The 19,039-nt window shown below is 30.6% G+C and carries 14 protein-coding genes and 1 pseudogene; all 15 read right to left on the reverse strand.

Translation table 11 applies throughout. From position 1 onward, the window contains the following. Window positions 1-27 precede the first annotated feature (27 nt). Window positions 28-771, reverse strand: coding sequence for a phage replisome organizer N-terminal domain-containing protein (locus HKO22_RS08850; RefSeq protein WP_169970105.1), 744 nt, complete (start codon window positions 769-771; stop codon window positions 28-30). A 102-nt stretch (window positions 772-873) separates the two neighbouring features. After that, window positions 874-1,401 carry a PcfB family protein gene (locus HKO22_RS08855; protein ID WP_169970107.1) on the reverse strand — a complete coding sequence of 176 codons (528 nt, stop codon included), beginning with the start codon at window positions 1,399-1,401 and terminating at the stop codon, window positions 874-876. Between the two features lie 183 nt (window positions 1,402-1,584). Next, window positions 1,585-1,758 (reverse strand): hypothetical protein, encoded by a 174-nt coding sequence (locus tag HKO22_RS08860; RefSeq protein WP_169970109.1) that lies wholly within the window; start codon window positions 1,756-1,758, stop codon window positions 1,585-1,587. 73 nt (window positions 1,759-1,831) lie between these two features. After that, window positions 1,832-3,466, reverse strand: coding sequence for a MobQ family relaxase (gene mobQ / locus HKO22_RS08865; protein WP_169970111.1), 1,635 nt, complete (start codon window positions 3,464-3,466; stop codon window positions 1,832-1,834). A gap of 344 nt (window positions 3,467-3,810) precedes the next feature. Beyond that, entirely contained in the window at window positions 3,811-4,101 is a 291-nt protein-coding gene (locus HKO22_RS08870; RefSeq protein ID WP_169970113.1) for a DUF3847 domain-containing protein, read from the reverse strand. Window positions 4,102-4,318: 217 nt separating this feature from the next. After that, the gene (locus HKO22_RS08875) at window positions 4,319-4,963 is read right to left on the reverse strand and encodes an ABC-2 transporter permease (RefSeq protein WP_169970115.1); all 645 of its coding nucleotides are present in this window, start codon (window positions 4,961-4,963) and stop codon (window positions 4,319-4,321) included. A 3-nt stretch (window positions 4,964-4,966) separates the two neighbouring features. After that, window positions 4,967-5,845: an ABC transporter ATP-binding protein gene (locus tag HKO22_RS08880; RefSeq protein WP_169970117.1), complete on the reverse strand. Its 879-nt coding sequence runs from the start codon at window positions 5,843-5,845 to the stop codon at window positions 4,967-4,969. Further along, a complete protein-coding gene (locus tag HKO22_RS08885; protein ID WP_328700355.1) occupies window positions 5,842-6,222 on the reverse strand; it encodes a GntR family transcriptional regulator in 381 nt (126 codons plus the stop codon). The genes HKO22_RS08880 and HKO22_RS08885 overlap by 4 nt, the downstream gene beginning before the upstream one ends. A gap of 185 nt (window positions 6,223-6,407) precedes the next feature. Next, entirely contained in the window at window positions 6,408-7,025 is a 618-nt protein-coding gene (locus tag HKO22_RS08890) for an SAP domain-containing protein (protein ID WP_169970119.1), read from the reverse strand. A gap of 12 nt (window positions 7,026-7,037) precedes the next feature. After that, entirely contained in the window at window positions 7,038-9,242 is a 2,205-nt protein-coding gene (locus HKO22_RS08895; RefSeq protein WP_169970121.1) for a DEAD/DEAH box helicase, read from the reverse strand. Then, window positions 9,239-10,969, reverse strand: a complete 1,731-nt coding sequence (locus HKO22_RS08900; protein WP_211660234.1) for a site-specific DNA-methyltransferase — start codon at window positions 10,967-10,969, stop codon at window positions 9,239-9,241. The genes HKO22_RS08895 and HKO22_RS08900 overlap by 4 nt, the downstream gene beginning before the upstream one ends. 2 nt (window positions 10,970-10,971) lie before the next feature. After that, complete coding sequence (locus HKO22_RS08905; protein ID WP_008902116.1) at window positions 10,972-11,184, reverse strand: helix-turn-helix domain-containing protein; 213 nt, start codon at window positions 11,182-11,184, stop codon at window positions 10,972-10,974. A 111-nt stretch (window positions 11,185-11,295) separates the two neighbouring features. Further along, window positions 11,296-15,708: pseudogene (locus HKO22_RS08910) on the reverse strand (Eco57I restriction-modification methylase domain-containing protein); the annotation flags it as partial. Window positions 15,709-17,494: 1,786 nt separating this feature from the next. Then, the gene (locus HKO22_RS08915) at window positions 17,495-18,460 is read right to left on the reverse strand and encodes a DNA cytosine methyltransferase (RefSeq protein ID WP_169970126.1); all 966 of its coding nucleotides are present in this window, start codon (window positions 18,458-18,460) and stop codon (window positions 17,495-17,497) included. Further along, window positions 18,453-19,039, reverse strand: a 587-nt coding sequence (locus HKO22_RS08920; RefSeq protein ID WP_235932846.1) for a DNA topoisomerase, incomplete at its 5' end; no start/stop codon positions are given. The genes HKO22_RS08920 and HKO22_RS08915, both read right to left, overlap by 8 nt.

Below are 19,039 nucleotides of genomic sequence, written 5' to 3' on the forward strand. Positions count from 1 at the left end.
TAATAATACCTTTCCACCTCTTTTTATCTATAAAGATTCTCCTACATCATAGTTCATTTTTTTATTTAAACCTTTATGTGTTAGTTTTTCTTTATCTTCTTCATACCACTTTAAGATTGTCACATAGTGGTTTTGATAGGTCTTACCACTGCTTTCCATGTATCTTGATAGCTTTTCAATCATTGTTTCGGTATGTCCTTGCAGCTTGTCTTTTAGGTTTTTATATTCTTCTTGGCTTAACCTTACATTTTTGTATTCTCCATAAAAGATGGGGGTGGACTTTTTATCTTTTTCTATCTCTCCCTCTCTCTCTTTATCTATCTCTATATCTTTCTCTATCTCTATCTCTCCGTTGCAATTTTGTTGCTTATGTGTTGCATTGGTGTTGCATTGCAACATTTTTAATTCTCTAGACTTTCTTGAACGCCTTGTAGAAGCCGTTTCTGATCCGATTAAGTTTGGTATTTCAGTTAGGTAGTATTCATCATTTTCTGTTACAACTTCTAATAAGCCTTGATTGATTAAATAATTAACTGTAACCATTACATCATCGTCTGTTTCATCTATGGTTAGTGCTAACTCTTTTATAAAATCACTTTCTACTCCGTCATAATAGAGTTTGCCCTCATCTTTTAGGCTCAGTAGTAGAAGTTTGAGGTAGATTATCGTATAGGTATCTCCTCCAGATATTCTCCTTAATCTTTTTATCCTTTTGTCTGTGAAGAATTCTTCTTTTAACTTTATCCAATAATATCTTTTGTTTGTTGACATATCTGCTCCTTTCTTGATTTTCGATAATCGAAATTCTTGATTTCCGATTTTCGGAAGTCTTGTTATTATGGTTATTTAAGGGTGTAACTTTTCGTTACTCCCTTAGATTTCTCTGGTCATATCTTTTTTACTTGGTTTTACTTTTTCTTTTACTTTTCTTTTTACTTTCTCTTTTGTCTTATCCTTGTTCTTGGATAGGTCTTTGTATTTCTTTATTTGCTTTAGAATACTTTCTTTTTCTTTTTTATTTTCCTTGGCTATGACTTGTTTAAAGGCATATTCCATTACTTTTATGTCTTTGGCTTGGAAGAATATCTCATAGTTTTGGGTTTCTTTGTTTTTCATTACTGAGAAACTTACTCCAAGTTTGTTTAGTTCTTTTTTTAAGTCTTTGAGGTCGCTTTGATCTATGCTTATATTTTCTAGTTGCCCTTTTTTGTAGAGGTCTTTTAGTTTCATTTCATCTCCCATAAGGCTTTTTAGGTTTCCGTTTGCTTTTTCTAAAGTATTATTCATCTTTTTTCTTATTTCTTTTTCAAGGTTGATTGATTCTTTTGCTGCTTTTATTGTGTATGTTATTATGGTTTGTGCTGCTTGACCTGCTTCTTTGCTTATTTCTTCGTTTATCATGCTTTATCTCCTTTGTTTGAATTAAAAAAAGGGAAGTATATACTTTAATTTTTCTATACTTCCCTTTGCTTGTTTTTATTTTATTGTTCTTGGTGGTGGAATGCTTTATTTTGATGTTTTTATATATTTCTTAGGTATTTGTACCTTTTATTATTTTTCTGCTCTTATTTTGCTTTTCCACCTTTAGTAGTTTGTGTGTGTTCTTTTATCTGATAGATAGTTTTTCATGTTGGAATATATAATCTGCACTTCCTCATTGTTCATCGCTTTTATTTCTTCTGTGCTTTTATATGTTTTGTATGTTCCATCTTGATCTGCTTTTATGAGTTCATCTATTAGCTCTTGCCTTTTATTCATCTCTATTACCTCCTAGATCTGCCTTTATTTTCTTGGTCATATTATAGCTTGGATAAGATATTTTTACCAGGTCTTATCTTTCTTGATTTTTGTAGTAGTCTTTAGTCATTTGTCTTTTTTTATTAAACTTATCACTATCTTTCTTATACTCTTTTATCTTTTCTATGATACTTTCTTTTTCTCCTCTCTTAATCGCCTTGTCAATTTCTATTGATAGGTCGATACCATATTCTTTATTGACTACTTCTACTGCATATTTAATATGATTTATTTCCTTGTACCTTTCCCTTATCTTTTCTGACTCTGTATTTAATTTACTGATTTCATCTTCTAAGTTTTTAATTTCTCCTAACCATTCTTTTTCTCTTAAATTTTTCTTTCCACTGATTTTTTCAATTAAGTTTCTTGCCCTTATATGTTGATCTATTTCCTTTTGATTATTCTTGTAGAAGCTTTCTTTGAATATTTTCTTGCTTTCATACTCTTGATAGGTTGCTTTTGTTTTTCTTACAGTCTTTGAATAGGCTAAACATTTATTAAGGTCTTCTATCTTTTGACTGTTTTCTTTTATGTTCTTATATATTTCAGAGTTTTTACTTCTTAGGGTGTTTATATGTCCTTGTAGGTCTGATATGGTTTTTATTTTGTTTTCTCTTAGATAATTTATTCCACTCGCATATCTTTTTAGATCATAGATTGCCTTGTTTCTTTTGCCATAAAATGATAATTCAGCTCTATTATTTTCTTGCATTTCTTGATAGAAGCTTAAATATTCATAGAGGTTAAAGAGTCCTGATTCATTTTCTATTTGCTTTTTACTTTGGTCTTTATATTCCTTGTATGATTCTTTTAGCTTCTCTTTGAAGCCTGCTAACCAAGATGTTATTTTCTTTATTTCATTGCCTATGTTTTTTAATAGTTCATTTTGTTTTTTTATTTCACGATTTATATCTCCTTTTTCTGTTCTTATTCCTTTTCTTTCCATTGCACTAGCACTTGCTCCTAAATGTATTGTAGGTATTTGTTTTATACCTTGTCTTTTAAAACTCCTATGGTCTACTCTTTTTTCTATTTTGTTTTTTGCTAGATATTCATTGCAAAGGTCTGAAAAATTTTCTCTCCATTTTTCTACATTGCCTTTATCGTTCCAGGTTGTTAGTTCTACTTTTCTTGTCTTAGGTTTTCCATTTTTGTTTAATACTTTTTCTCCTTTTTCATCTAGGATATATTCTTTTTTTGACTTAGCTAAGAACTCTCCTTTTTCGTTTATGGGTCGCATTATGGTCATTATATGACAATGGATATTTCCATTTTTATCTTGACTCTCATCATGAATTGCATAATCTACTATCATTCCTTGTGATGTTAGATTTTCTTTTATAAATCTTTCGACCAGGCTTTTATTTTTACTTAAAGTTAATTCTTTTGGTAGTCCTATTATGAATTGTCTTGCTAGTTGTGCATTAGAATTTTTTTCTGCCATTTCTACTTTATTCCATAAGGTAGACCTATCATTAAATTCTTTTGGTATATGATCAGGCAATATTATATTTTTTACTAATACTTTTTCTTTTCTTGTATAGTCATGGGTTACTCCGTCCCATTCATTTTTTATTTTTTCTCCACTTATATATGCTGCACTTGCTACTGCACTTTTGCCTTTTCCTCTTGATATTATGTTTACTGAAAAATGAAAACTGTCTGCCATTTTTATCACTTCCTTTCTTTTTTGTTGTTTTAGGTGGAGGCTTAATAGATTTTTTATATCCTCTTTGTGAATGAGCGTTTTGAAATGATAGAATGTAAAAAGCCGACTACTGAATTATTTTTTGTTGTTTCAGTATGTCGGCTTAATTGTTACTTTCATTTCAAATTTTAAAAGTCAAGGGCGAGCCTTAGCGAGTTTATTTACCCTTGACTTTTAAAAAGCGAATGGTTATTGCTCCCTGCAAGGGTTTGGCTCCGCAGGACGCAAGCACCCTTTAGGGTGTATAATTGCGCCCTTAGAAATCTAAGGGAGATTTGATTATTTACAAACCCCTTTATTTTTTCTTAATTTTCTCTGATTATTTTTAGTGTTTCTTTAAATTCTTTTGTCTTTGTTGCTTCTTCTAGTAGGATTTTTATTTCTTTATCTGTTAGTTCTTCTGCATTTTCTATAAGGCTTTCTAAGATTGCTCCTCTTGTTATAAGCCTATGTGTTCTTTCTTTTCTTTTTTTCAATATGTCTTGTTTTAATATCTTCTTTTCTTGATTTTTTAGTTGCCTTAATCTCTGTTCTGTATCGTCTATTTTATCTTTTATTTCTTTTGACTCTTGTCTTATTTGATCTAATTTTTTCATACATAACTCCTTTCTTGTAATAAAAAAAGACGATAGAGTTTTTATTTTCTATCGCCTAGGATATTCATCATTTAATGTTTTAACATTTTTCTAATTTAATAAGTTTTTATATCCTTACCACAAGACCATATTTTAGTTTCAGAAACTCTGAATCTTAATATAATCACTTATTATACTTGTTAATTCTATATCTAATACAGATATATCATCATTCATCCTAAATATCTAATTTTAGATTCTCCATTTTTTTTGAGTTCAATGCAAAAGACAATAAAAATATTACCGAATATATTACACAAAGTGCAACATTTCCACCTGACTTAGAAAATCCAAGCCTATTTAATGTAAATATTTCTATTGATACTAGCATTATAGACCCAATCAAGCCTAAAACCATCCACAAATCACCTTTCTCTAAATCAATAAAGTACATGGCTAAGTAGAAGATTGATATTAATTGCAAAATAAGACCTAATAGAACATTTAACAAAGTTATTAAGTCTGAAGATCCATAATCAAAATAATGCTTACCTAGATAAATTGATATATAATTCAAAATAATCAACATCAATATAGAAAAGAGAATAATAACTACTTGACTTATATATTTTGATAGTATTATATTTTTACTTTTTATTGGTAGCATGAATTCATATTTATATAATTTTAAATCATAATCTTTTCTTTGAGATAAAAGGATCAACAAACTGTTAGCGAAGATTACTACTGCAAAATACGCAAAAACAACCATTTGTATGTCAGCAAATAAATTTATTAGAATCCATGCTAAAATTAAAAATGCATTCATTATAAAAATGTTTTTAATGTTTTTATAATATATTTCTAACAATAAACCTTTCATATATTAGTCCTCCTTCCCTGTTAATATTAATAACATTTCATCAAAATTTGGTTTATTCAAAACAAATTCTTTATACTTATTCTTTATCTTCGATATATCTTTTACTAAAATATCTACCCTTCCAAGTTCCTTCCTGTATGAGATTATGTCCGTTTTTTCCACTTTTTCTAGTTCTGTATCAGTACATCGAAGTATCCCATAGTTATATAATAATTCGTCCTTTTCTTCACTTAACACAACCCTACCATCATCCATGAAAACTATATAGTCAGCTATTTTTTCCAAATCTGTTGTAATGTGTGATGATATATATACCGAGTGTTCTGGATTTTCTATGAATTCTAACAATATACATAAAATTTCATCTCTACTTACTGGATCTAACCCTGAAGTAATTTCATCTAATATGAGAAGTTTTGTTTCGTGAGACAATGCTATAGCCAACGATAACTTTTTCTTCATTCCAAATGAAAATTGTTTAGTCTTCTTGTCTATTGGTAAATTAAATCTATTCAAATAATTTTTAAAACTATCTTCTTCCCAATTACTATAATTAAATTTCATTACCTCATTTATCTCATTAGGTGTTAATAATAATGAATAGTTAGGGTCATCTAAAACAACACCTATGTGTTTTTTAATATCTATTTGATTACAATATTCAGTACCAAATATCTCTACTTTTCCCTCATCTTTTTGAAACATTCCAAGTATACAAGAAATAGTAGTACTTTTTCCTGCTCCATTTCTTCCTATATTTCCTACAATAGATCCATAAGGTACTTCAATATTTATATTTTTCAAAGAAAAATCATTTGTTTTACTCTTTTTATTTAATCCAGATACCTTTAATGCTAATTCATTTTCATATGAATCCATCATTGCCCCTCCTCATATATCTTTTTTATTAAATCTATCAAATCCTCTATTGAAATTGAACTTGATTGTATTTTCTTGACAATTTTCTTTGCTAAATCTTCCACTTCTTTATATGTTTCTATTTTTTGTAATTCAATATTTCTTGCTGATATAAAACTGCCTTTGCCATGAATAGTTTCAATAAATCCATCTTTTTGTAAATTTTCATAAGCCTTTTGAACTGTAATTACAGCTACCTTAAGATTTCTAGCTAATACTCTCATAGATGGTATAGAATCTCCAGTTTTCAAATCTTCATTCATAATTTGTTTTTTTATCTGATTTTCGATTTGCTCATAAATTGGCTTACTAGAATCGGTATTTATAATAATATTTATAATGCACCTCCTGTTCCAGAAGTGTACTTATGTGTGCTTGCCAATTTAATAATACCACCAACAAAAAGTTTTTTCAACCCCCTTAATTTCCTAATTTTGAATATAAAAAAAGACGATAGAGTTTTTTAATTTCTATCGCCTAACATCTATCTGTATTAATTTTTTTCATTCAAAAAAATAGTTTCTGTTTACTTGTGATAGTCTTCTATTTTATCCTCATATTTTTTTATAAGTTCTCGTGAATAAACTTTTTTGTTTTTTGAATCTCTGACTTCTTTCCAAAGAATTGCAGCTACTTGTATTTTATTAGAGTAGTTACAACTATTTTCGTCTGCACAAAAATCCTTTAAAAATTGATTCCATTGACAAACCGAATTATCATACTTAGCATAATCTGATTTTCCATAATAAACTTTGAGCATATCTTGAATTGTAAAACTCAAATCATTTTGTCTTTTCACTTTTCTCCAAGCCGTTGCCATATCTGCAGTAAATTTGAAAGGCAAAACACCTGTTACAACAGAAAAATATTCTCTGAATTTTGAATTAAAGGAAAATCCACACTCAAGTAAAGGCATATCTAAAGTAATATAATCAACTTGTTTCTTTATGTTTTTTATTGATGACTTTTTAATCATATCACCCTTAAAGTACTGCTCAATAATATAAGTGAGTTCTTGTTTTGTACCTCTATATTCTAATCCTAATAACTTGCATATCTGTGAAAGTTCTTCACGATACCAATAGTATTTATTAAACTCATCAAACGAAGTGATTTTATCAAACTTAGGTCTACTTTCTATCAATATTTTATCTCCTTAGAATAAGTCTTCTAGTCTTTTCCAATTTTCATTATTCATTTCTTCTGTGTAGTCTGTGTTATTAATATAAAGTCTTGTATCTTTATCTCTAACAAACCCCCAATTTATTTTACGCCTATCAGCATAATCCTTAAAAGCATAGAATTTATTTTCGATCTGCTTATCAATATTTTTACTTACACCTTTTCTTTCTCCACCCTTAGTTTCAATTATCCATACTTCTCCATTTTTCTTTTTGATTATATAGTCTGGATAAAAAAGATATTCTTTGCTTAGATTATTACCGTAAATAACTGATAGATATTGTTGCCCTGTATCTCCATTTTTATAGTACCAATCTACATCATCTCTACTTTCAAGATAGTTTTCTAAGAGTTGTTCTGAAGTTGATCTAAATTGAGATGTTGTCATAGATGTGTTGTATTCTTTATAAGCATTTTTCTCATACTCGACTACTTCTGTTTCATACGGAAGATACTTATAGAAATCTTCTAAAGGCATTTTCCATTTTTCAGTTTTCTTATCCAAGATTTGCATTTGTCTTGCATTAGAAATTGCAGCTAAATCTAAAAAGTCATCTCTAAGTTTATAAGCATTATTAATCATAAAAGCGTACCACTCACGATTAGAAAGATTTAACAACTTCTTGCTTGATGGTATATTTTTATGGAAAAGATGTTGAAGAATTGCCCTCATTTTGTTAGATGGTACACCAGTAACTTTTTTTATCATATCAACTGCGTGCAAACAATCAATTCCATGATCGTGAGTTGATACTTCATAGGCTATCTCTCTATTTTCACCTTGCTTTTCATCAACAATATCTTTGAGTTTTATAAACTTACCAGTCCTAAAGGTAGATATAACTTTTGTTCCCATTATAAAGCCATAAGACTCTAATAACTTTTCATTATCCTTTTTAATGTTGGTTAGTTTATATTTTTCTTTAAAATAGTCATAAGCTCTATCTCGAACTAATACTTCATCTACAAACTGATAGTCTTTATTTCTATATTCTTTTACAAGTTCAAAATCTTTGCACTTGTCTTTTAAAAATAACCTCTTAACTTCATAGGCGTTTCCACCTTGTATAACAGATTCTTTGTACTTTTCATCGAATGTATAGAGGAAGCAAAAATCTAATAAGTCATTGTCATAGTGCCTTGCTCTTGGCATTCTCCTTATGCGTCCTATTGTTTGCGTTTCAAAGGTTTCTGTCATATTTTCACGAAGTTTAACAAGTATCTTTGCTCTCGGACAATCCCAACCAGTTGATATAGCTTGTTTCATAATCAAGAAGTTTGATTTGGAGTCTTCATCTGTAACATCAAGTGTATTTATTTTTTCCTCACTTAACCATTTAGCAAGCATTTTATTTTTATAGGTGTAACCCATATTTGTTAAATGTTCTTCTACAAAAGTAACTAAGGACTCACTCGTATCTGGAAATTGGATAATAACTAGAGGATTGATTTTTTCTCCTATTTTCTCATACTCAGCTTTGATTTCTTTTCTCTTTTCATCTGCCTTTTGTATTAGATAAATAGTTTCACTTTCAAGGTCGTCCATCTCGTCTGCTTCAATACCAGGATTAATATAAAGTGCCTTTGTTATAAGACCAGAATTTATTACCTCTTCTTCTGGTATTTCATAAAATTCTGCCATCGGATTTTTAACAGTTGTTGCCGATACTCGTATTTCTCTATCAGAATCAAGGGCATACAAAATATCATCTGCTTTTGATGTGTTATTCAAATGCTCCTCGTCAATAATTGTGATAAAAGAAAGTTGTTCCCTATGTGCTTCTGCAATTCTTTCAAAAAGATTTTTCTTCTCACCATCTTTAAGTGCATTATTCTTTTTATTAGTTATCATTTCCCAGTTTATAAAATAGGTATAACCACCCTTGAAACCTTGAAGTAAGGCATCATGTATATTAGCAGATTTTGCATGAGGAATAAAGTCGTCCATTTTTTCCTTTGACTGTTCCTCTAAATCTCCCTTGCCTGGAGTAAGCCAGATAAATACCTTATTAGGGTCCTGCCATAGAAGATAATCATAGATATAAGAAAGTAGAATTATTGTTTTGCCAGACCCGGTCGGACTTTTTACAATGATTTTTCTTTTTGCATTTGGATCTGTTGTTTTATCCAAAAGATAGTTTTTGGCGTCTGTTTGAAAATCAAATAAATCTAACATCATAATTCGTTCACCTCTCTTAATTCTTCTGTGAAATAATAATCTGGGATAGTAACAACTTCAAGTTTCCTTTCTTCGATACTATCCTTGATTTCATTGGTTAGTAAGATGAATGATGGAATATATAAAACACCACTTCCTTCCATTTCAGAAAGTGCTATATTTAAATCTTCATCAGACAAAATGATTCTCCTACTATTCCCATCAATCTCACACATATTTTCAAGCTCGACCATTTCTTTGATATAATCAAGAAGTTTAGAAGATAGAATTTCTTCATCTTCTGAAAGTTTTGGTATGAATTCTGTTTTATAGTATTTAAGATTACTAGGAAGTTCTTCTACCTCTATTTCTTTTTTTCTACTTGTGTACTTATATCCCCTAATAACTTTTTTAATTCTTTTGTAACAGACATCTTCTGCTATCCCATTTTCATTATTAGTGCAAAGTATAAATTTTCTTTTTCCATCATCTTCATGATTTAATTCTATCACTGCATGCCCCGTTGTTCCGCTGCCAGCAAAAAAATCAAGATATAAGCTATTATTATCAAAGATACTTAATATTCTTTTCATAAAAGCCATTTGTTTAGGGTTATCAAATTCTATATCCATATTTTTTAATAAAGTGTAGTCTGGTCTTTGGTCATCACTCATTATAGACTTTGGTCTTTGATTTCTATTCTCTGATAAATATCTTTTTATTGTAGGTAAGCTTCCATCTGTATGAAAATGAATTCTATTTTCTGCTATTAGCTCATTTAATTTCTCACTATTATATCTGAACCCTCCTGGTGGAACTGGATCTTCCTCATTTGTTAAAGGATTTATAATGGGAGTCTTATTTCCATTTTTTACTCCCCCTAAATCTCCTTTTCTGTATAGTCCCCTATCATCAAAATACCAATAATTTGTAAAATCTATAAATCTTGGATATTTAGTTAATTCTTTTAGTTCTTCCGTAATTTCATCATGTGATAAGCCTAGTTTTTGTAATTGTTTTACTTTTTTCTCATATTCATCTATATTATTTTTTTCTGTTTCCCATTTATTATCTTTGTGTCTAACTTGAAGCTTTTCATAGTCTTTAGAATATATTAAACAGTATTCATGACTTACAGAAACATAAAGACTCTGATTTTTTGATGAGTTTGTATTCCTAATTATATTAGCAATAAAATTTTTCTCTCCAAAAATTTGGTCACACAATAGCTTGAGTTGTCCTTGCTCATTATCATCAATGGAAATAAAAATAACTCCCTCATCAGATAACAACTCTTTTGCAATAACAAGTCTTTCACTCATAAATGAGATCCATTTAGAATGCCTATATGTGTCATCTTCTCCAATTCTTGTATCGTTATAAATAAATTCTTTATTTTTTGTATTATAAGGTGGATCAATATAGATAACATCAATTTTGCCCATGTGAGTCTTTTTTAATAATTTAAGGGAATGTAGATTATCCCCCTCTAAAATAAAATTAAAATCAGAGGTATTATCTCCAATTATTTTTTTATCTTCTATTTCTCTAAACACTGGTATGTTGTGAACGAGCTTTTTATCGACTTCTTCTTCGTGTTCTTCCCAAACTAATCCATATTTTTTCTCAGTTAATGCTGTTTCAATCTTTCCAAGTGCAATCCTACTCTCATCATCTGTATGAATTTCTTTTAGATGATTTAGGTATTCAAGCATTTCAGCTCTTCTGATTTGTGATAGATTTCCCAATTTTATTCCACCTCATTTCTATGAATTTCTATAACATCTTCAATTCTGCAATCCAATGCCAAGCAAATCTTTTCTAGTGACTCTAAGTTCACATAAGAGTTTTTGCTCATTCTTGAAACTATGTTACTTGTTATGTTTGCAGCTCTCTTTAAGTCTTCTTTGTTCATTTCTCTTTCTACCAATAAGTGCCATAATGGTTTATAAGAAATTGCCATATTATTACCCCTTATCCGTTTTATTGTTAAGATATATTATATCATAAATAGGCTGATAAGTCACTTTAGCCTATTTTATACTTGTGCTTGCGTTAGTATTTATTGAGATAGTCCTTGTTTTTTTACTTGTCCCACTTGGAACTGCTCCAAATCAGACGGTCTCCAAGGAACGTCTAAATCGTGTAAGGCTATCAGTTTGTTTTGTACATTTGTACCTGCTCCCATTTTTTGAGTAGATCCTAACAAGACTCTTACTTCTCCTCTTCTTACCTTGGAGAACAATTCATCTTTTTGTTTGTCTGTATCTGCTTCGTGGATAAAGGCTATTTCTTCTTTAGGTATTCCCATATTCACTAGCTTATTTCTAATATCATCATAGATATTAAATTCTCCATCTCCTTTTGGTGTGGACATATCTGAAAATACTAATTGGGTCGATGAATTTTCTTTTGTCTTATCCCAGATCGAAAAGATGTTTTTAACGCATACATTTACCTTTGAATTAGGATCATCGGGAAGTAGTGGATTTATTAACCTTTGGTCAAGGGCAAGTTTTTTACCATCATTTGTAATCTTTAGCATATTATCTTCTGTTGGCTCGACTTGGTTATTTCTAACTGCGTCAGCTCTTTCTGAAATAGCTTCTAATATTTCTTTTTGTTCCTCAGTAGGTTTTGTTTTAATAACTTCAAAATTTGCTTCTGGCACTGGCAAATTTAACATATCTGAGGTCTTTATATCTGCTACTTCTTTAAACATGCTCATCAGTTCTGGCAAGTTATAAAACTTTGAAAATCTTGTCTTTTGCCTATATCCTGTGCCTTCTGGAGATAATTCAAAGGTGTTTTCTGTTTCTCCAAAAGTAGAAGCCCAAGCGTCAAAATGTTCTAATCCTCTTGCCTTTAAATCGTCATATTGAAGGTATCTTTGCATGGTGTAAAGCTCTGTCATTGAATTTGATATTGGTGTACCAGTAGCAAATACAACTCCCTTGCCATTTGTCATTTCATCCATATACCTACATTTCATATACATATCTGAAGACTTAAAGGCTTCACTCTGACCGATACCCGCAACATTTCTCATCTTGGTATGCAAGAATAAGTTTTTGTAATTATGAGCTTCGTCTATAAATAACTTATCTACTCCTAGTTCTTCAAAGGTTATTACATCATCCTTTTTAAAATCATCATTTAGTTTTTCAAGTCTTACCAGGAGTTTCTTCTTTGTCTTTTCCAGTTGTTTTACTGTGAAATTTTCTCCTCTATTTCTTTTATTCTCATCAATAAAGGAAACTATATCATCTATTTGGTCTTGTATATGCCTTACCTGGTATTCCTTAGACATTGGTATTTTTTCAAATTGAGAGTGTCCTATGATGACTGCGTCATATTCTCCCGTTGCAATCCTACCAATAAATCTTTTCCTATTTTTGGGTTGAAAGTCTTTTTTATCGGCCACCATAATGTTTGCTGACGGATATAACTGCATAAACTCTCTACCAATTTGAGTAGTTAGATGGTTAGGAACTACAAATAATGACTTACTTGCAAGTCCTAACTTTTTAGATTCCATAGCAGAAGCTACCATTTCAAAAGTTTTTCCTGCTCCTACTACATGGGCAAGTAGTGTATTTCCACCATAAAGAGTCCTTGCTATGGCGTTTTTCTGATGTTCTCGTAGTCTGATTTCAGTATTCATTCCATCAAAAGTTAAGTTAGAACCATCAAATTCTCTATTTCTAATTGAATTGAATTTTTCATTATAAATCTTTTCTAGCCTATATCTTCTATCAGGATCTTCAAATATCCAATTCTTAAATTCTTCTTTAATCAGTTCTTGCTTTTGACTTGCAAGCATAGTTTCTTTTTTGTTTAATACAGAAGTCTTAGAACCATCATCATTTATTACTTGGTCAAATACCTTTGTATCTTTTAGATTAAGGGCATTTTCAATTAGCTTATAGGCATTTACTCTACTTGTACCATAAGTCATGTTAGCAAGGTCATTAGTTGAGTCAACACTTTTACCTTCAATATTCCATTCACTTGTATGTGGTGAGAACCTAATATTTATATTCCACCTATCATAACCTGGTGTTTTTAAAAGATTAAAAGTAAAGTCTTCTATATCTTTTTGAGGTATCCATGTTGCTCCTAACCTTACATTTATGTCAGAAGCAGTGAGTTCTTCAGGCATAACTTCTTGTAATTTTTCTCTTTGATATTTGAGTTTGCCTAACTCGTTTAATAATGTGTCTTTCTTTTCAGAAGGTGCTAAATCTATTACATTTTCAATTTCGCCGATATATGAATTGAGGTAGCCAATTTTTTCTCTGATATTACCACTTAAATATTCATCAGCCGATACATATGAAAAACGAAATGGATCGTCATTGTCAAAGTTCTCAAAGGGCATTCTGTTATTTATTAGGTCTGTATCCTTAATATCTAAAAATATCTCGCCCTCAAGCTCACCAATCAAGGTGTCCCTATCTTTATTTGTGATAGATTCCATATATTCAAAGTCTACATATCCTTTTTGTGAAACTGATAAAACCAAAGCTTCAAGGGAAGTATCTACGTGGTCTACTACTTTTGCCTTTGTTATTGTTCTTTTTGAGAATATATCACTCTTAGCTTTGAAATTATCCTCATCATCAAGTATTTCTATTGATGATACCAAAGGAAAGTTTGAGTCTTCCTTTAAGGCTCTAGTGTTTGATAAGGAGTTAATAAAGCCATGTTTCTTTGAAAAATTATCATATACTTCATTTAACTTTGCTTGTGACTCTTTTATTTCTTCATCAGAAAAATCGTCCTTTTGTTTTTCTATTACATCTTTTAAAGCATTCATTACATCAAGATAATCTTTTATCTTTTCTTTATTTTTATCTGATATATTCTGCTTGATTAAGACTGAGTTTTCTCTTAGGTAGACCTCTTCATCAATAATAGTGTAAGAAAAATTCTTAACATCATCTGTTGCTGGAAGACTTAATTCTTCATCTTCCAATAGTTCGACCTCTTCATATTTTGAATTTGAAGATATTTCCTTACTTGCAATATCCATTAAGTCTTTTAACTTTTCATCTTCTTTTTCATCACAAGTAATAGTATTGCCAAATCTACCAGATACTTCTTTCATATTCCCTAATACCATCTGAGGATTATCTACAAAATATTTATTGTATGTCAAACCATTTTTATCAGTTGCTAGGTGTATCCAATCGTCATCTCTTTCTATAACTGAATCTCTCTTTTTTAATAAAATAATATCTGAAGTAACTTCTGTACCAGCAAGTCCTTTAAATGTTGTATTAGGAAGCCTCATAGCTCCTAAAAACTCACATCTTGCATTAATATATTTTCTAACAGATTCATCTTTTTTATCCATAGTTCCAGATGAAGTTATGAATGCAATAATTCCTCCATTCCTAACCTTATCTATTGACTTTGCAAAAAAATAATCGTGGATCAGAAATTTATTTCTGTTATATTTACGATCGTTAACTTTAAAATCTCCAAAGGGAACATTCCCAATTACTAAATCAAAGAAATTGTTTGAGAAGTTTGTTTCTTCAAAGCCTTTAATTTGAATATTTGCTTCAGGATAGAGCTCTCTTGCTATTCTTCCGCTTAGGCTATCTTTTTCTACTCCATAGACTTTAGAGCTTTGCATTTCACTTGGCATATTACCAATGAAGTTACCAACTCCTGCAGACGGTTCAAGGATATTCCCAGTCTTAAAACCCATATCTGTTAGAGTCTTATATATTCCATCCATTACCTCTCTAGGTGTATAAAACGATGTTAAGGTAGACTCTTTAGCATTCATATATTCTTCATTTGTTAGATTTTCCTTTAAAATATTCCTTGCTTCAAGCCATTGACCCCCCTTTTCTTCATCAAAGACATCAGCAAGACCACCCCAACCAAGATAATCAGCAAGATAGGCTTGTTCATATTCTCTTGGACTCCTATTTTCATTTTCAAGTCTTTTTAGCATTTTAATAGCTTTGATATTTTTATCTAGTCTTTCTGATGGTGTTAGGTATTCTAAGTAAATATGATTTTTCAAGTCATAATTTCTAGCAAAACTTAGTCTTTCCTTATTAGGTTCATAGCCTAGATTCTTTAAATCTTCTTTACCTCTCAATAAGTTTTCGGCTGCTTCTCTTGGGACATTGTATCTATCCATCATTTGATCAATTTCAGGATTGTGGTCATCAATAAAGCTTTCTTGTTCTACTTGTCTTTCAATTTGTTTTTCATGCTCAGATAAATTATATATCTCATAGTTTCCACTATCTAAAAGGTCATCAATCTTCCTACTTTCTTCAAATGTTTCACCCTTATATAAAGGATATTCTTCCCCATTAATTTCTACATAAGTTCCTGTTTCAATTAAGTTAATTCTATCAAAGGTATTCTCATCTTCTAAAATAAATTCCTTACCAACTTTTACTGCTAGTTTTTCTGGTGTTTGACTTAGATTTTCAAAGATTTCTTCAAGATATGAATCGTTTCTATATGGAATTACTTCCGAACCCCTAATCATACCTCCCATATATTCCATATTATCTCTGATAGTGACAGTTTTAAGTCCGCCACTTAGTTCATCAAAATCTGTAATGGTAAAGTCCTTATCCTTATATCTAACCTGATCACCTATTTTAAATTTAGGCTCTATCTTTTCCTTAACTTCTTCTTGTAAAGATTTTTCCTCACTTAGTGCAACTTGTTCTTCTAAATATGAAAATTCACGCTCATTTACTTCTTCACCATCACCAAGGTCAAGCCTATAATGCTCGACAACTTCGCCGTCTACATAATGGTCAAAATAGAATTTGAAATATCCGATATAATCATCAGTCATTTCTCCAAATTCATTTTCTCCAAGAGTTTGATTATGGTCTTTAACATTGATATCTTTTTGTCTTAGGACATTTATTAATTCTTTGGTTACTATCTGCCCACTATAATCGGGAACTAATTCGTGGTTTTCATTAAATTCTACAATCCAGTAATCTTTTCTATTTTCAGTGTTTTTGCCATCAAAAAAAGAAGCTTCATCAGCTTCCTTTTCTTGGCTTATTTCATTTTCTAAGCTTCCACGTATTCCTTGATTGCCATTCTCTTCACTGTTGCCATCAAGTTGTTCATCTGTCCTTGGTATTCCTCTGGATTCTCTCTCATCATCTTCTCTGTCAATCCTTGTGCTTTCATCATCTTGACTTTCTCTCTCTTGATATAGTCCACTGCCTGAGTCTGAATTTCCTTCAGGTGGTTCAAAAGTGTTTTCTCCTCGTACATTTCCTGAAGTTTCTTCCAATTCTCCATGTCCTCGCTCCCTACCAGGTAAGACAGTCTTAGAACTGCGTAAGTCGGATTCGGAAATTTCTCCATAAATTCCAGATCCTTCTCCATCATGTCCAAGGTTTTCTCTTCGATCTTCATTGCTATTTCCTCTGTCGCTTCCATCTGTGAAAACTCGTCCATCTCTACTTCTTGACCTATCATCTCGTCTATATAAATCATTTTGACCTCCTCTATCTTCATTTGTATTTTCTATATCTCTATTATAGTCGCCACCAGCCCTTTCTGTCAGCAGCCTAGCGCGATCTACTTCCTTAGATTTTTCTATTGTGCTATCTATAATATCTTCACTAACCCTAGATATTACAAGACCTATCTGCTCTAAAGAAATTGTATTAATCCTAGAAAAATTATTTTTTAAATTTTCCATATCCATAGGATAGACTGTATTAAACCTATTAGCTACCGCATAGGATATTGAGTCTCTCATAAACTTTTCAAAACTAAGTCTATCCTCTATATCTATTCTCAAATCAGCAAGTGCCAAATTAATGTATTCATCTCCATAAATTCGGCTCAAAGAAAATATATTTTCATTGAGTGAATCACTAGCTTCAAATGAAGAATCTCTTATTATTTCTTTTAAAGCCTCCTTATGATTTTCGTGGTCAAACTGCCATAAGCTAACCTCATTAATATTCCTATCCATTGATGTGGTCTGACTAATATCAAAAATATATGAAACTTTTTTGTTTACATCACTTCCAACTAAAATTGGAATACCCTTCTCCCCTCTCATAACAACTCGACCAAAATATTTTTTCCACATATCAAAAGTCGCACAAGCTCTAGCTTCAGGTTCTTTGTTGTATATACTTAGTTGGCTAGAAAAATCATATTTTTGATTGTTACCTATAACTTTTAAGAGTTTTAAATATTCTTTTTCATCTTGTAAAACCTCATACTTTATTGCTTCTTGTATATTCTTAAAATCATTTACTTGCATTTCCTACCTCCATTCTATGAATTTCTTTTATAATAGCCATTAAAATATCAACCACAATAGAATTGCCTGCCTGCTTATATAGTTTGCTTGAAGTGCAATTTTTTCTTCTTGGATGTACTTCCTCTAATTTATCTATATCACTATCATCAAAACCCATGAGTCTTAAACATTCTCTTTCTGTTAAATACCTATATTTACCATTTCCAATATCTATTATTCCAGAATTAGGAACTCTCATCTGTTTTGTAGAAATAGTATAAGAAAAAGCTTTAATCACTTTTAATCGCCCTCTAAAACTGTTATCTATGCCTTTATTTAAAAATTTCAGCATATAAGGTTGGGTCATTGTATAAAGTGCACTTACATCCTTTTCTAAAAATTCACTTAGTGGTCTAGTTTCTTTCCTCTCCAATTTATTAATAGAAAAGTTATTTTTTCCAAGACATGAAACAACAAATATCCTTTCTCTTTTTTGAGGTATGCCAAAGTCCATTGCATTTAAGATTTTATACTTGCTTTCATATCCTAGACTCTCTAGCTCTTTTAGATAAATAAAAAAGGAGTCCCTCATATTTCTATCAAGAACTCCCTTTACATTTTCCCAAATTATCCATTTAGGTTTTTCTTTCATTTCTTTAATTATTCTAATTGTTTCAAATAGTAAGCTTGATCTAGTGCCTGAGTTTTTTACTCCTCCCTGCTTTTTTCCAATTCTTGAAAAGTCTTGGCAAGGACTTCCATGCATAATTAAGTCTATCTTTTCATTAGGAGCTTTATATCCTACTACTGATTTTGCTCTATATTCTCCTCCATAAAGAGCGTTATATGATTTAACACAAGCCTTATCTATTTCTACATAATCAACAACTTCATAAGGTATCTTCAAATTAATAAAAGCCTTTCTAATAGCACCTATGCCACCGAAAAGCTCTAATATCTTCACCTTATTCATTTAGATTATTCTTGTACCTATCTACAAGCTCCCTTATATTATTTTCTATTTCTCTTAAAAAGTCTTCTTTATCTACTTCTCCAGAGCTAATCTTTGCAAGTTTCATTTCCCATTCAGAAGTTGTTTCTGCTGATTTAAACTTATCCTCTACAATCGATACAAGCCTATTGCCTTTTTCTGTTACAAGTAGATTTTTCTTATCTCTTCTTATAAGATCCTTATGGATAAGATTTTCAATAATTCCTGCTCTTGTAGCTGGTGTTCCTAAGCCTTTTCTCTCCACTTCTACATCTTTATCCAAGGATTCTACTCCTGCACTCTCCATAGCCTTTAAAAGTGTATCTTCATTATAATGACTTGGAGCTTTGGTGAATTTCTCAGATAGATTTTTAGAAGTTAGCTTAATTTTATCTCCAGTCTTTATATCTGGTAATTCATTTTCCTGTTTTTCTTTTCCATAAGTCTTTAGATACTTTGTATAACCTTCATCGATTACAGTCTTGCCACTTGCATTGAAGTTAAATTTATCATATTCATATCTGATTTTTCTACTAGATTCCTTTAAGTTACCCGAACATG

The organism is Peptoniphilus faecalis (assembly GCF_012976305.1).
Classification (GTDB): domain Bacteria; phylum Bacillota; class Clostridia; order Tissierellales; family Peptoniphilaceae; genus Peptoniphilus_A; species Peptoniphilus_A faecalis.